This window comes from Maribellus luteus (genome assembly GCF_003576475.1).
In the GTDB taxonomy this organism is placed as follows: domain Bacteria; phylum Bacteroidota; class Bacteroidia; order Bacteroidales; family Prolixibacteraceae; genus Draconibacterium; species Draconibacterium luteum.
The window spans coordinates 138,684-153,607 of sequence record NZ_QWGR01000001.1; the positions used below are offsets into that span (position 1 = coordinate 138,684).

At 41.2% G+C, this 14,924-nt stretch carries 10 protein-coding genes; 9 read left to right on the forward strand and 1 reads right to left on the reverse strand.

What is annotated here, in order from left to right; genetic code table 11:
* Positions 1-14: 14 nt before the first annotated feature.
* Positions 15-2,162, forward strand: a complete 2,148-nt coding sequence (locus tag D1614_RS00575; protein ID WP_119435938.1) for a xanthine dehydrogenase family protein molybdopterin-binding subunit — start codon at positions 15-17, stop codon at positions 2,160-2,162.
* Between the two features lie 35 nt (positions 2,163-2,197).
* Here the strand turns inward: D1614_RS00575 and D1614_RS00580 are convergent, their stop codons facing one another.
* A complete protein-coding gene (locus tag D1614_RS00580; RefSeq protein ID WP_206609877.1) occupies positions 2,198-3,442 on the reverse strand; it encodes a DUF2264 domain-containing protein in 1,245 nt (414 codons plus the stop codon).
* Positions 3,443-3,849: 407 nt separating this feature from the next.
* Between D1614_RS00580 and D1614_RS00585 the strand changes: the two genes are divergently transcribed.
* The 8 genes from D1614_RS00585 (at position 3,850) to D1614_RS00620 (ending at position 14,809) form a co-directional block, all read left to right on the forward strand.
* On the forward strand, positions 3,850-4,458 hold the full coding sequence (locus tag D1614_RS00585) for an RNA polymerase sigma-70 factor (RefSeq protein WP_147383951.1): 609 nt from the start codon (positions 3,850-3,852) through the stop codon (positions 4,456-4,458).
* Positions 4,459-4,553: 95 nt separating this feature from the next.
* Complete coding sequence (locus D1614_RS00590) at positions 4,554-5,534, forward strand: FecR family protein (protein ID WP_119435940.1); 981 nt, start codon at positions 4,554-4,556, stop codon at positions 5,532-5,534.
* A 153-nt stretch (positions 5,535-5,687) separates the two neighbouring features.
* Positions 5,688-9,074, forward strand: coding sequence for a SusC/RagA family TonB-linked outer membrane protein (locus tag D1614_RS00595; protein ID WP_119435941.1), 3,387 nt, complete (start codon positions 5,688-5,690; stop codon positions 9,072-9,074).
* Between the two features lie 12 nt (positions 9,075-9,086).
* Complete coding sequence (locus D1614_RS00600) at positions 9,087-10,676, forward strand: SusD/RagB family nutrient-binding outer membrane lipoprotein (protein WP_119435942.1); 1,590 nt, start codon at positions 9,087-9,089, stop codon at positions 10,674-10,676.
* Between the two features lie 6 nt (positions 10,677-10,682).
* Positions 10,683-11,483 carry a glycoside hydrolase family 16 protein gene (locus tag D1614_RS00605; protein WP_119435943.1) on the forward strand — a complete coding sequence of 267 codons (801 nt, stop codon included), beginning with the start codon at positions 10,683-10,685 and terminating at the stop codon, positions 11,481-11,483.
* Positions 11,484-11,621: 138 nt separating this feature from the next.
* Positions 11,622-13,220 (forward strand): DUF4855 domain-containing protein, encoded by a 1,599-nt coding sequence (locus tag D1614_RS25715; RefSeq protein ID WP_162304365.1) that lies wholly within the window; start codon positions 11,622-11,624, stop codon positions 13,218-13,220.
* 57 nt (positions 13,221-13,277) lie between these two features.
* Entirely contained in the window at positions 13,278-13,664 is a 387-nt protein-coding gene (locus tag D1614_RS00615; RefSeq protein ID WP_119435944.1) for a hypothetical protein, read from the forward strand.
* Between the two features lie 101 nt (positions 13,665-13,765).
* Positions 13,766-14,809: a DUF4434 domain-containing protein gene (locus D1614_RS00620; RefSeq protein WP_206609878.1), complete on the forward strand. Its 1,044-nt coding sequence runs from the start codon at positions 13,766-13,768 to the stop codon at positions 14,807-14,809.
* Positions 14,810-14,924: the final 115 nt, after the last annotated feature.

Below are 14,924 nucleotides of genomic sequence, written 5' to 3' on the forward strand. Positions count from 1 at the left end.
TAAAATCAGAAAAGATGGATGAGTTCAACGATTATAAAGACTATTTGAAAAGTCACAGTTCCTTTCCGGGAATCAAACGCCGCGATTTTTTCCGTTTAATGGGAGGCGGCATTTATATTTTCTTCCGGGCAGGAAGTGCGATGGAAATTATGGCTGCCGAAGCAGATCAAAACCGTCTTCCCAACGATTTAAATGCCTTTCTTCAGATCCATGAAGACGGAACGGTTACCTGTTTCACCGGAAAGATTGAAATGGGGCAGGGCGTGGTAACCGGTTTGGCACAGATGCTGGCCGATGAGTTGGATGTGGCTTTTGAAAAGGTACAAATGGTAATGGGCGATACCGATCTGTGTCCGTGGGATATGGGAACTTTCGGCTCTTTGTCCACCCGCGCTTTCGGCCCATATTTGCGTGCTGCAGCGGCTGAGGCCAGAATGGTTCTTCTGATTCTGGCATCGGAAGTGCTTGGCGTTCCCCTTGAGGATTTGGACGTGAAAGAAGGCGTGGTATTCAATAAAAACGATAAAAAGAAGAAGGTTACTTATGCTCAGTTAACAGAAGGAAAAAAGATCGAACGTTTTTTGTCGGAGAAACCCGAGGTAAAAGATTATTCGGAGTTCCGGATCATGGGGCAGCCCAAGTTTCGGGTCGATAGCGTTGAAAAGGTAACGGGAAAAGCCAAATATTCCGGAGATATTCGCCTCCCGGGAATGGTTTATGCGCGTATCCTTCGTCCACCGTCGCATGCGTCGAAGCTGGTTTCCGTTGATACTTCGGAAGCTGAAAAAGTGGAGGGCATTCAAATTGTAAAGGACGACGATTTGGTGGCAGCCTTGCACGAAGATCCGGAAATGGCCGACAAAGCACGGCGTTTGTTTAAAGCCGAATTTGCAGGCGATGAAAAGCCGGTCAGCAACGAAAATGTCTTTGCTTATTTGAGTGAAAACGCACCCGAAGGCAATACAAATATCAACGAAGGGGATCTGGAAACCGGGAAAAAATCATCTGAAGATATATTTGAAAACGAATTTTACGATGGGTATGTGGCGCATTTGCCAATGGAACCGCATACGGCAATGGCTTTTCTTGAAGACGGAAAAATGACGGTTTGGGCAGGAACGCAAACACCTTTTTCGGCAAAAAGCAACATTGCCCGTGTTTTGGGTTTTGAGGAAGAAAATGTGCGGGTAAAACCTCCGTATCTGGGAGGTGGTTTTGGCGGAAAATCGGCGCACCAACAGGCGGTTGAGGCAGCGCGGCTGGCAAAAATAACCGGAAAGCCTGTGATGGTCGACTGGAACCGTCAGGAAGAATTTTTCTTTGATGAATTCCGGCCGGCAGCGATTGTTAAAATCGACTCGGGGGTGGATGATAAAGGGAAAATCGTGTTTTGGGACTACCATGTTTATTATGCCGGAGACCGCGGTGCGGAAACTATGTACAATGTCCCGCACCAAAAACGAACCGTTTACGGACGCGGCTGGCGGGCACCGGGTATTCATCCGTTTCCTACCGGAGCCTGGCGTGGACCCGGAAACAGCACCAATACTTTTGCGCGCGAAGTTCAGATTGACATCATGGCGGCCAAAGCCGGGATCGATCCGGTGGAGTTCCGACTAAAAAATCTGACAGACCAACGGGCAATCGATGTGTTGACAGAGGTGGCAAAAATGGCCGACTGGAAACCAGCGAAATCACCCAGCAAGCGTGGTTATGGAGTAGCGATTGGTTCGGATGCCGGTACTTACGTTGCTCACATTGCCAAAGTAGATGTGGATACCAAAACAGGTGAGGTAAAAGTGCTGAAAGTTTGGTGTGCCCAGGAAATGGGTTTTTGTGTAAACCCACAGGGAGCGACCATTCAAATGGAAGGTTGCATAAACATGGGATTGGGTTATGCACTCAAAGAAGTCGTTGAATTTGAAGGGGGCCAAGTAAAAACTTCCAATTTTGATACCTACGAAATCCCGCGTTTTTCGTGGATTCCGGAAATTGAAACCAAGATTCTGGATCGCAATGCACCGCCGCAGGGTGGAGGCGAGCCTGCCATTGTGTGCATGGGAGCTGTGATTAACAACGCCATTTATGATTTAACCGGTGCGCGCTTGTTCGAAATGGCAATGACACCCCAAAGGATTTTGGAAGCACTAAAAAATGTATGAAATAAGAAAGGCTGTCATCGACAGCCTTTTATTTTTTAATACAATGCGTGGTCATTTTTTAAATCCTCGCCGTTCCAAATCCGAATGTTGGTCCAGGGCGCATCAGCGTCTTTCCAGAATTCATCATCCGTTGCGAGTCCTAATGGAAGCAAGCCTGTTGAGCACAAATACAAACTTCCGGTAGAGATGTAATATTCACCCATCGAATTTTGATGCCCGCACAAGCCAATCTGTAACCATCCATTTTTGTCAAATGTCCCCGGGGCGCTCATCAAACGTTGCATAACGGCTGTTAATGCACATCGTACCTGGGCGGGCTTAACAATTTCGGGAAGTCTTTTCTGTAAGCTTGCCTGGGCCAGATGTTGAAAGGCTCCCATCCGGTAAACCAGCGAGCGGCCAACGGCAGGGAAAGTACCTTCCGGGGAAATCAGTCGTTCCTGAATGGCAGCATAGCGCGTAAATCTTTTAGCAATTTCTTCGGTGGAGCGGTCGTCGAATTTCTTCTTTTCCTGCATTACCGTTACAATGTCCATCAACATGGGCTGAATAACGTAACTGTTGTAGTAGTCCCAGTGAAAATCAGGCCCATCTCCGTACATTCCGTCACCCAGGTACCATTCCTGGTGTTTTTTTACAGAAAAGTCGAGCCGCATAATGTCGAATGGCAAATCGTTTTTCAGAAAGAATGCTTCAATCATTCCGCTAAAAAGCAGCCAGTTGGAATAAAAAGGCTTTATGTCGCGAGTGACCACAAAGCATTTCACAACGTTCTTTTGGGAATCTTCAGAAAGTGCCTGCCACAACTGTTGAGGTGCCCGTAAAAAAGCATGTGCCAAGAATGCAGCATCTACGAGTATCTGCGGTTCCTTGTGATCAAAAAGATAATCGGGCGAAGTTTCATCGGTAATGTTGTGAATGGTTTTTAATGCCATCTCGCGGTACTTTTTTCTTAGCCCGGTTTCTGCGGCATCTCCCGAATTGCTTTCCAGCCAGGGCGCAATTCCGGCCAGTAATCTTCCCACAGCTTCCAGGTAAGTGGAGGGTTTTTCTTTAGCCCCGGTGGTTGTTTCAACCGGCATTGTAGCTTTTAGTTTGTTTTGGCTTCCGGCCTCCAGGACAGGCGCCGATATTTTATCGAGCAGCTGTACCCAGTATTCCCGGTGATTCTCCGGAAGTTTATTTTTTTTAGAGTCTGTTTGGCCCATCACCTGGTTCGACAGCACCACTCCGGCACCCACCACCGGTACCGTTTTTATGAAGTTTCTTCGATTTATCATGGTCGTTAAATATATTCAGCCACAAAAGTAAGAACAATAATAGAGAATTGCACGACTCTTTTTCTTTTGAAAAATAGATCTAAGGATGTTACAAAATGTGTTTGGTTTTGTTTTCATGGACGTATATTAGTAATGAGTTTTGTTTGTTCTACAAGAATGATTTTCTCAAATACGAATTATCCATTTTTGTACTTACGGTTGAAGGTTTTCTGCTTTGCACGGCAAATAATATTTAAGGATAATGTTTTTTGTTTAAGGTCTTGTATTTTTAGTATTTATGAGAAGCTTTTTCTGTGATATTCTGTTCGTCGATAAAAGGAGTGAAGGTGTTTACATCTGAAAAAAATCTGCATTTGTTCAATACGAATTTTTATCTTGTAGCCCAAATTTATTTGAACCTGACGATTATGATTCAGGAAAAGGAACTAAATACTGAACTTCTAAATCAGATAAAACGGGGAGATGAAAATGCATTTCGCATTGTCTTTAATTCCTTCTTTCCCCGCTTACTTGCTTTTTCTGTGGAATATGTCAATGACCGGGAAATGGCTAAAAACCTGGTACAGGAATCGTTTTTGAAGCTTTGGGAAAACAGGGAAAACTTAAAAGCGGACTCTGATCTAAAAGCTTTTCTTTTTCAGGTGTTAAGAAACAAGTCGCTGAATTACCTAAAGGCTGTTAAGGTAAAACAAAAATATGAAGAGCACTTGAAATACCGTTATAACGAGTTGATCTTGAATTACGAGGCTTTGTGTCAGCTTGATTTCGATGTGCTTACGTTTAATGAGTTAAAAGGTATTATTGAAAGCACCATAGAGGAACTTCCTCCGCAATGTAAACGTATTTTTGAGCTAAGCCGCTACGATATGTTAAAAAACAAGGAAATTGCTGAGAAGCTGGGAATCTCGGTGAAAGCCGTGGAGGGGCATATGTCGAAAGCCCTGAAGCAATTTCGGAAAAGGTTAAAAGAGCATTTTCCGTCTGACTTCTTTGCTGTTTTGTTGTCAATAATTTAAATCGGTATTAACCATCCAGCTTTTTTTCTGAATTTTTTTGTTTTCCCACCTAGGGTAAAACAAACGTTTGTTGTTACACTAATAGAACCGATAAAATGGATCAGGAAAAAATCATACAATATGCTCTGGGGAACATCAGTGATGTGGCGGAGAAGAATGAAATCTCGCAATACCTGATGGAGAACAAGGAGGCCCGGGAATTTTACAAATCGATAAAAAATACCTGGTCGTTAACCAAAGGTGGTGACGAAGGTGACGGTTTGGATGCAGAATACAAAAAGCTTTCAAGACAGATGGGTAAACCCCGGTACCAGCTATTTCTGAGTGTTATGAAATACGCTGCTGTGCTGGTTTTTGCCGTAGCTATCTCGTATTCGTTGCTAAATTATTTGAGCCGGACCAAAACGCAGCCCATGAACGAAGTAATATGTCCGGCCGGTCAGATTGCCGAGGTGGTGTTGTCTGACGGGACACATGTTTGGTTGAATGCCGAATCGCGCATTCGTTATTCTGCTGCTTTTAACGGGGAAAACCGTAGCGTGGAGTTATGCGGAGAAGCATTTTTTGACGTCGCGAAAGATCCTGAAAATCCTTTCCTGGTAGAGTTTAATGATATGCAGGTAAAGGTAACGGGCACCAGTTTTAATATCAGTGCTTATCCCGAAAACGATTTCTCGGAAACCATCCTGGTAGAAGGGAAAATAGAATTGCTTAACCAGCAGGGGAAAAGGATTATTGAACTAAAACCGGGAGAAATGGCCAGCTATGATCTGACCGAGAAAAAGGTATACCTCTCGAACGTGGACACGCGTTTCTATTCTTCATGGAAAGAAGGCAGAATTAGCTTTTATAACGAAAGGCTGGAGCCTATTATCGCTAAGTTGGAACGTTGGTACAACGTGGAATTTGTTTTTAAAGACGAGGAAATAAAAAATTACCGGTTTACAGGTACAATTTTGAAAAATAAGCCTTTGTACCAGGTGCTGGAAATTATAAAGCTGTCATCTCCGATTAAGTTCCAGGTAATTCAAAAAAGCGAAGATAAAAACGAAATAATATTGTCGAAAGAAAACTAAATACCTATGCAAAATTAAGTAAACCAAAACAACGAACCGATATTACGCTAATAATACCGGTTCTGTCAAAATCCTGGGAAGCGCCAACTTCCGTAGGATGTTTAAAAACAATTCCAAAAGGAATCATTAATAATTATTAAACATGCCAAAAGTATGAAAAAAAAACGAGAGAGTTATGCCCTGTTTATTGGGTGTAGCAGAATGATTAAAGTTATGAAACTAACGATCTTATTACTCCTGATGGGTGTGGTAGCGGTGAGTGCCAAAAGTTACTCCCAGGCAACAAAAGTTTGTATCGATGTCAGAAACGTGACATTAGCTGAGTTGTTTGAGGAAATTGAAGCTCAAAGTGACTTTTATTTCTTCTATAAAAACGATGAAGTTGCCAATATTAAAAGGATTGACCTAAAGGTAAAAAGCGAGACAATTGAGAAAATACTGGATGATCTTCTGGAAGGAAGTGATTTAAAATATAAAGTTGTTGATCGCTATATTGTTATTAGCCCGGGCTCTAAAAAATTGGCAGACCAAAGGTATACAGATGCCGGGCAAAAATCTGTCTCGGGTAAGGTAACCGGCGAGGATGGGCAGCCCTTACCTGGTGTAACTGTCGTGGTAAAAGGAACCAAGCAGGGAACAGTAACAGATGCTGATGGGTACTATTCCTTACCAGATATTCCTGAAAACACTAGACTTCAATTTTCTTTTGTTGGGATGAAAGCACAAGAAGTTGAAGTGGGTAGCCGAACTACTCTAAATATTGTCCTGATTGCCGATGCAATTGGTGTTGATGAGGTGGTAGTAACTGCATTGGGAATCAAGCGTGAAAAGAAAGCTTTGGGATATGCCATGCAAGAAATCAAAACAAAAGGTTTTACAGAAATCCGTTCGGAGAGTGTAGCCAACATGTTACAAGGGAAAGTAGCCGGCGTACAGATTAATCAATCAGGAACTGGCATGGGGGGATCGACCCGTATAATTATGAGAGGATTAAACTCGTTAAGCGGAAACAACCAGCCCTTATGGGTAATCGATGGTCTTCCGATCAGTGACAATTCTGCCGGAACTGCAAACCAATGGGGAAATATTGATTACTCCGGATCTGCTTCTGAGATTAACCCGGAAGACATTGAAAGCATTTCAGTATTAAAAGGAGCCAATGCTGCTGCGTTATATGGTAGCCGCGCACAAAATGGAGCAATTCTGGTTGTTACCAAAAAAGGGAAAAAGAATCAAGGTATCTCTTTTGAATACAATGGAAATGTTAATGTTACCACTCCTTATCAGGCGTATAAATTTCAAAACGAATATGGGCAAGGTTCAAACGGTGAATTTTCAATAGATGCGAAAGGTAGTTGGGGCCCCCGAATGACCGGACAAGAAATTCCTAACTGGAGAAATGAGATTTATGGAGATGCATCTTATCTCCCTTATGCAATGCGTCCTCAAGGCAATCAGATGCTGGATTTCTATCAAACAGGGTTCACGTATAATAATATGCTTGCGGTATCTGGTGGTAGTGAAACTTTATTCGGACGTCTGTCTTATTCTGATTCCCGCAATGAAGGCATTACTCCAACCCATTCCTTGACACGTCAATATTTTGATGGAAGCATGAACTTTGCCAATAAATGGGTCAATATTGGGGGTAAAATAAGTTACATCCGTCAAAAAGGGGAAAATCGCCCGGATCAGGGAGAGTACGGCATCGCAAATCAATTTATAAAAATGCCCAGAAATATTCGCATAGAGGATTTGAGAAACCCGGAAGGCATGAACGGTACCCCGGTAAATTGGTCTGGTAATAGTAATGAGTACATCAACCCGTTTGCATATTTCTATAATGGGAATGGCAATGAGGATATGAAGAATCGTGTCATCGGTCAAATGAATGCAAGTATTACGTTTACAGAGTGGTTGAGATTAAGCGCGAAAATAGGCATTGACTGGAACAACATGAACCGGAAAATTATGATGCCTTTTTCCTATAACACCGGAGCCGGACAATATTCAAATAATACAAATACTTATCAGGAAACGAATTCAGACGTGATTTTGAATTTCAATAAAACATTTAAAGATTTTTCAGTATTGGCCAACTTTGGAGCTGCTTTTCGGAATGAACAAGGGCAATCTTTATCGGCTCAAGCCGGGCGCTTAACAATTCCTGGACTGGTTGCACTTTCGAACGGAAATAAAAAAGATCCATATGAAGGTTTTTATGAAAAAGAAGTTCATTCCGTTTTAGGGAATGCGCAGTTTGGCTATAAGAGTATGCTTTATTTGGATTTTTCTGCCAGAAATGACTGGTCGTCTACTCTTCCCAAAGATAATTGGTCATATTTTTATCCTTCAGTTAGTTTAAGTGGTGTCGTCTCTGAAATGCTTGATTTGCCGGAAGCATTCTCGTTTATGAAATTAAGAGGATCCTGGGCTAAAGTAGGTAATGATACCAGTCCATATCGTTTGCATTCAGTTTATGGTGTATTTACCGTAATGACACCGGTGTTAGGGTCAGCCGCTCCTAATAGTTTCCCTTTATCTACTTTAAAACCTGAATCAACGCAATCGTATGAGGTGGGTACGGACATTAGAATGTTTGATAGTCGGGTAGGACTTGATTTTACTTACTATAAATCGAATACATCAGATCAAATCTTAAGTGTACCGGTTACTGAATCGTCAGGTTATAGAAGTAAATTAATCAATGCCGGAAAAATGAGCAGTGAAGGAGTAGAACTTATGTTAAGTTTTGTTCCTGTTCAAACAGAAGATTGGGAATGGTCGTTGAATTTCAATTGGGGAACGAACTCTTCCAAATGTATTGAACTGGACCCAACCGTTAAAAGATGGGGGATTGGAGGCGTTCGCATTGGAGGTGTTTATGTCAGTGAAGGTGGAAAATTTGGTGATATTGTTGGTAAGGCCTATGTACGCGACGAACAAGGGAATGTAATAATTAATAATAATGGTTTGCCTGTGTTTGAAAGCGATCAGGTGGTAGGTAATATGATGGCTGACTGGACTGGAGCTGTAACTTCGGATCTGCGATGGAAAAACCTTTCGTTCAAAATGTTGATTGACATGAGACAAGGCGGTGATATCGTTTCAGTAACAGATGCCTATGCTTCTGCTCTGGGGAATTCTGAACGAACGCTTGCTTACCGAGATGGTGGAATGATTATCAAGGGGGTTAATATCGATACCGGAGCGGCAAATAATGTGACAATTACCGCACAACAATTTTATGAAACAGTAGGAGGCCCGGAAGGAGTAGCCGAAGAATTTGTTTATGACGGTTCATTTATAAAAATGAGAGAAATGTCGTTGGGGTATAAGCTCCCTCACACATTGATAAGTAAAACGCCTTTTACTAGTGTAAAACTTTCTTTAGTCGGGCGAGATTTATTCTTTTTCAAGAAAAACACACCTAATAATCCGGAAGGTGCTTTCTCGCGCAGTGATTATGCACAAGCTTTTGAAATTTCAGCAATGCCTCCAACAAGAAGCTTCGGATTTAATTTAAATGTAAATTTTTAGCACGGTGAAAAAATGAAAAACGTATTAAAAAAAATAACGCTGTTGGCATTATCTATTGCAATCTTATTCGGTTGTACAGATGATTTTGAGGATATGAATAAAAATCCTTTGGCAACGACCACATTAAGCCCTGAATTAGTTTTTCCTTATGTTACATGGAAAGCTACTAACATCAACTGGGAAACCTATCAGTTAGGAGATAATCTCGGGGCTAACTTGTGGGCTCAGTACCTGGCAAATACTTCCACCGGTTTTACAACAGATAGATATATGTATACGGATGGATTTGTAAATCCAGGGCTGTGGTCTCCTCATTTTTTAGATGTGGTAAAGAATAAAAAAGTAGTTGAAGCAGACATTGAGAATTATCCCCATTCGGTATATACTTACCAGCTACTACGTATTATGACGGCATATTCTACCGCCAAGGTAACAGATCTTTTCGGGGATATACCTTATTTTGAAGCCGGAACCGGAGTTCAAAAACCCAAATACGATAGTCAAAAGGATATCTATTATGATTTATTTAAAGAATTGACCGAGAGCGCACAGATTTTATCCAGTGGGCTGCAAGGACAAAAAGACTTTAAAAGTGCTGATTTTATTTACAATGGAGACATCCAGAAATGGGTTAAATTTGCCAACTCGCTTCGTCTTCGTTTAGCCATTCATATTTCTTTTGTTGACCCGGGGAAAGCCAAACAGGAAGGAGAAGCAGCTCTTGCTGCAGGAGTAATGGGATCGAACAATGAATCTGCAACAATCTATACAAACAATGCCGATTGGAATAGTCTAGGCTATCCTTTGATTACAATTAGTCACTGGAATGAATTTCGAGTAAGTAAAACCTTGGTTGATCTCTTGGAAAAGAGTGGAACTGTAGCAGATCCTCGTTTGCCATTATACATTGGTAAAACCAAAAATTTTGTAACAAAGGGGGAAGGGCCGGCATATAAAGGTATGGCAAATGGTCTTCCTGCTGATCAGTTCACAACAGCAGGTAATACTTTAAATGAAATTTCAAATGTTCACGGCTTAATGTTCTTACCCGATTGGAATTTAAATGGTATAGATCAGTCAGGGGTTTGGATCACAAAACGTTATCCGGTTATGCTTTATTCTGAGGTTTGCTTCTTAAAAGCAGAAGCAGCTTTATTAGGATGGAATGGAGCAGGTGATGCAAAAACAAACTATGAAGAAGGGATCAGGTCTTCTTTTGCTTATTCTCGAGAAGGTATAGCTACCGATGTTCTTGACCTTACTCAAGATGAAACATATATAACTACCGGAGCAGTAGCATGGAGTGCCGCGGCAGATTACGAAACTAAGTTAAAACAGATTATCACGCAAAAATACATTGCGTTATTCCCGAATGGAAATGAAGCCTGGACTGAATACCGCAGAACAGGTTATCCTGTTTTTAATGCAATCGTTCGTTCTGATGATCCGGATTTGAAGCCAGGTGAAATCATAAAAAAGATTAGATACACCGATAGTGAAAGACGTAATAATCCGGAAAATGCCTCCGATCCTTCATTAAATGGAGGTAAGGGCGACGGTCAGAATGTTCGTGTTTGGTGGGATACAAATCGTTCTAAATAAAATAAAATGAAAAACATTCGAATGTATATTTTGGCATGCACAGTATTGTTAGGTGCATGCCAGCACTCATTAAAAGATAATTCCTCAGTAAAACCGAAAAATACGGCTTTAAGTCAGGAAATATTCGAGCCCGAAAAGCAAGGTTATTCTTTAGTTTGGGAAGATCAGTTTGATGGAACTGTTTTGGATACAACGAAGTGGAAAATACGAGGAACCGGCCCTCGCCGCATTGGATACAATGATCCATCAATGGTTAGTGTTTCTAATGGAAATCTAAATTTGATGTATGACATCAAAAAAGATAGCATCATGGGAAGTGCTGTAGGTACTCAGGAAACATTTATGAGCAAATATGGATATTATGAATGTAGAGCTGCTTTGCAAAAAGGCATTGGGCCATGGGCTGCTTTTTGGTTTCAATCTCCGGGTATTTCCGACGGAGAAGATCCTGCCGTGTATGGAACCGAGATTGATATCTTTGAATATTTTAAAGGATTAGGAAAAGATAAGCTTACCCATTGCCTGCATTGGGCTTATGGTCCAAACCAGAAGTCTTCGGGGGCGATGGTGAGTGAGTTGGAAGGTTTATCGGAAGGCTTTCATACTTTTGCGTTGGAGTGGACCCCGGAGAAATATTCATTTTTTATCGACGGCTTAAAATACCATGAACAAACCGTAGGCCTTTCTCACACCAAAGAATATATGATTTTGAGCATGGAGATTCCTTCATTTTTGGAAGGAATTAAAAACGCCTGTGCTCCGGATACTTTTAAGGTGGACTATGTTAAGGTCTATCAAAAAAAATGATACAACGGAATAGCCATGAATACTAAAGCCCACGCAAAACGGGAATGTATGAATGGCTATTCCATTCTGTTGAAGTTTAATTTAAAAAATGGAGTTGATACGAAATTTATAGAAACGCCGGATTAAAATTTTATACGAATGAGACATTTGTTTTTATTGCTTGCCATAGTTATTTCAATAATGTTTGTATACACAGGAGAAGCACAACCATTAGTAAAGGGATACAAACAAACCGACATCAATGATTTGGTGTTAATTTATCAGGGAGGAGTGCACCGAATGGATTGGACCAGCGATCAGTTCTTGCCTTATGTAGTTCATCAGGATTTAAACGGGAGAAAAGATTGGTTGTTCGATGGATTCCTTTTTCTGGAATTTAAAGACGGAAAGGGACGCTGTTATGTTTCCCGCTATGAAAAAGATGGCGCTCGCAAGCAAGAGTGGTCGTGGTTGTTGGATCGCTTGTTCGAGTCGGGAAAAGCTTTACCTGCCTTGAATGAATGTATTGCCTCTCAGGCCGAACAACTGGGAAAGCCGAATTTCCGGCATAAAGTAGTGATTGGCATACCCGATCCGATTCCCGGCCAGAAAGACTGGGGTACGCTCAATGGAAGAGTCCTGGACTTTGCAAATGAAATCGATAAATACGACGCCTGTCAATGGTATATCGACGAACTCATCAAACGCTTTAAAGCGGCTGGATTGGATTATTTAGATCTTGCCGGGTTCTATTGGGTATCAGAAGATATTGTAACAAGCAAAGCATTAACGGTCCCTATTGGTGATTATATCCGGGCAAAAGATTATAAATTTTATTGGATTCCTTACTGGAATGCAATGGGTTACAACGACTGGAAAGCGCTGGGTTTTGACGTAGCTTATGCACAGCCCAATCACTTTTTTGAAGCCTCCATCACCGACGAGCGCATAGATAAAACTTGTCGGTTAGCTTATACCCATAACTTAGGATTAGAAATAGAGTTCGACGACCGGGCATTATCTGACCACAAATCTTCATTTTATACACGCCTGGAAACTTATTTAGATCGTTTCGAAAAAAACAACGTGTTTAAAGAATCTGCGATTGCTTATTATGAGGGGGGCGGGGCTATTTTGTCTTTCTCTAAATCGAAAAATCCTAAGGATCAGCGATTGATGGATCGTTTGGCTTCCTTAATACAAACCCGCCGGCTTCCAAAACAACAAATTGGCTCTTTCCCGGTCGTCGGCTTAGACTCGACTATCTGGAAAATAGACAAGGAGAATACAACGAAGATTACAACAAAAGGACAGATAGAAAAGAAATACGGGCGCATTGAACTTGAGCTTAAAATGCCTGAAACAAAGGCGAAAGTGTTCGTGCGTTTGCGTCCGGTAGAGTCGTCAACAACATATCCGGATGAAGAAATTACTCTATTATCATATCATTCAAGTGATCCTGAACGAATACATGGAGGCATTTTTACTGAGGCTTTAAATTGGAACACCGGCAACAAAAAGGGGACTTCGATTGAAGTTAATGCCTTATCAAATACCTATCATACCTTTACGTGTGATTGGTCAGCTTCTTCTATCCAACTTTTTGTGGATGGAGTCCCTTTCTTTGCTTTTGATAATGACTTTGGAACAGATGTTACATATTGGCCTTTTGACAAAGCTTATTACCTGGAAATAGAGATGATAACACCTGAAAGTTCATGTAGTTCTTTATTGGATGTAAAGTCTGTTTCGTTTTAGAAATTGGGAATTTGTTATTTCATAAATCTTTAAGGACAACCAATATTACAGTTAATTGTGACGGTTACTTTTGATACTTACCGCGAACAACAACTAAACTGGTTAAAGCAGGAAGTTAACAGCGAAGAATTTCGGTGTGCCGCAGCAAAAATTGTTGTTATTCACATGCCAATAATCAAAGACAAAAATAATTGGTATGGAATGGCTCAGCTGGCTCAACACTATGGCCCCGTACTGCATAATGCAGGGATTGATTTAATGATTTGCAGGCACATGCATAATAATCTGTGGATTGGTACTGAAAAATCAGGCTTTAATTATCCTGTTATAGTTTGTTCAAACGAAGATTTTATGGAAGTAAAATTGGATTCAAGAAGGTTAAACTTTAAAATTAGAGGGAAGGAGAGCCAACTTGTTTATTATCAAAGTATGGTACTTGAATAAATTAGAACATTATATAACACAGGCAATTAACCCTTGATTCGCATGTTGTATTTTTCAAGCTTAACCCAATATTGACAGAAAAAATAAACGAATGTTATAAAATGAATCGAAAGAATTTTTTAAAAACATTAGACGCGAAGACCCTGCCCGGTAACGGTTTATTGCAGGAAGTACAGGCGGCTGCAGAAAAAACAACAACAATGAAGTCCATTGAGGGCTCCTGGTTTGAGTTTCAGCACCACAGTGCTGATGAGGGGAAATACTGGAATCTTACATTGGAGAAATTTACGGCTGAACAATGGGATGCCAAAGTAAAAGAAATAGCAGAGGCCGGGTTTCGCTACCTGGTATTGATGAATGTGGCCATTTATGGTAAAAGTTTTTACCCTACTTCTTTGCTCCCAAAACACGAAATGGCTTGTGAAGACCCTTTGGAGGTGGTACTTACGGCAGCCGATAAGTATGGTATTCGCTTCTTTGTCAGCAATGGCTTTTTCGGCGATTGGCGAAATCCGTCATTGTTGATGAAAGATCCGGAAGTAAATAAGTTGCGTATGAAAGCGATGAATGAAACTGCTGAGAAATACGGACATCACAAAAGCTTTTACGGTTGGTACTATCCCAATGAAACCGGAATTATTGGGCATTATGATGATTTCTTCATCGATTATGTAAACCAATCTTCAGCAGAAGCTGCCAGGTTACTGCCAAATGCCAAAACGTTGATTGCTCCTTACGGAACCAGACATGTTGCTTTTGATGATAAGTATGTGCATCAGTTGGAGCAGCTAGATGTCGATTTTATAGCCTACCAGGATGAAATTGGGGTGGAGAAGACCCAGGTTGAAGAAAGTGCTGGCTTCTTTGAAAATCTGTATAAACTTCATAAGAAAGCAGCCAAGTCCCGTCTTTGGGCAGATGTCGAAGTTTTTCGTTTTGAAGGAAAGGTATACCACAGCGCCTTGTTACCAGCTCCTGCCGAACGCGTTATTCAACAGCTTGAGGCTGTGTCGCCTTATGTCGAAAAAATCCTGATCTACCAGTATACAGGAATGATCAACAAGACTGAAGGACCGACATTTGCAGGACATCCTGATTCGTTGGATTTATACGAAAAGCTCGCAAAATGTAAGGCACTAAAGTAAATAGTTTCAAATAAATTTCAACCTTAAAACTTGTCTGCTTCTGCTAGTGAACTTACCAGAGGCGATCAACCGTTGGGTGTATCTGTTTGATCCGGCAAAAATATTTGGTATGCTG

Bases quoted from the DNA above. Each gene is read 5' to 3' on its own strand.
- D1614_RS00575 (WP_119435938.1), top strand. From the start codon at position 15: ATGGATGAGTTCAACGATTATAAAGACTATTTGAAAAGTCACAGTTCC.
- D1614_RS00580 (WP_206609877.1), bottom strand. From the start codon at position 3,442: ATGATAAATCGAAGAAACTTCATAAAAACGGTACCGGTGGTGGGTGCC.
- D1614_RS00585 (WP_147383951.1), top strand. From the start codon at position 3,850: ATGATTCAGGAAAAGGAACTAAATACTGAACTTCTAAATCAGATAAAA.
- D1614_RS00590 (WP_119435940.1), top strand. From the start codon at position 4,554: ATGGATCAGGAAAAAATCATACAATATGCTCTGGGGAACATCAGTGAT.
- D1614_RS00595 (WP_119435941.1), top strand. From the start codon at position 5,688: ATGAAAAAAAAACGAGAGAGTTATGCCCTGTTTATTGGGTGTAGCAGA.
- D1614_RS00600 (WP_119435942.1), top strand. From the start codon at position 9,087: ATGAAAAACGTATTAAAAAAAATAACGCTGTTGGCATTATCTATTGCA.
- D1614_RS00605 (WP_119435943.1), top strand. From the start codon at position 10,683: ATGAAAAACATTCGAATGTATATTTTGGCATGCACAGTATTGTTAGGT.
- D1614_RS25715 (WP_162304365.1), top strand. From the start codon at position 11,622: ATGAGACATTTGTTTTTATTGCTTGCCATAGTTATTTCAATAATGTTT.
- D1614_RS00620 (WP_206609878.1), top strand. From the start codon at position 13,766: ATGAATCGAAAGAATTTTTTAAAAACATTAGACGCGAAGACCCTGCCC.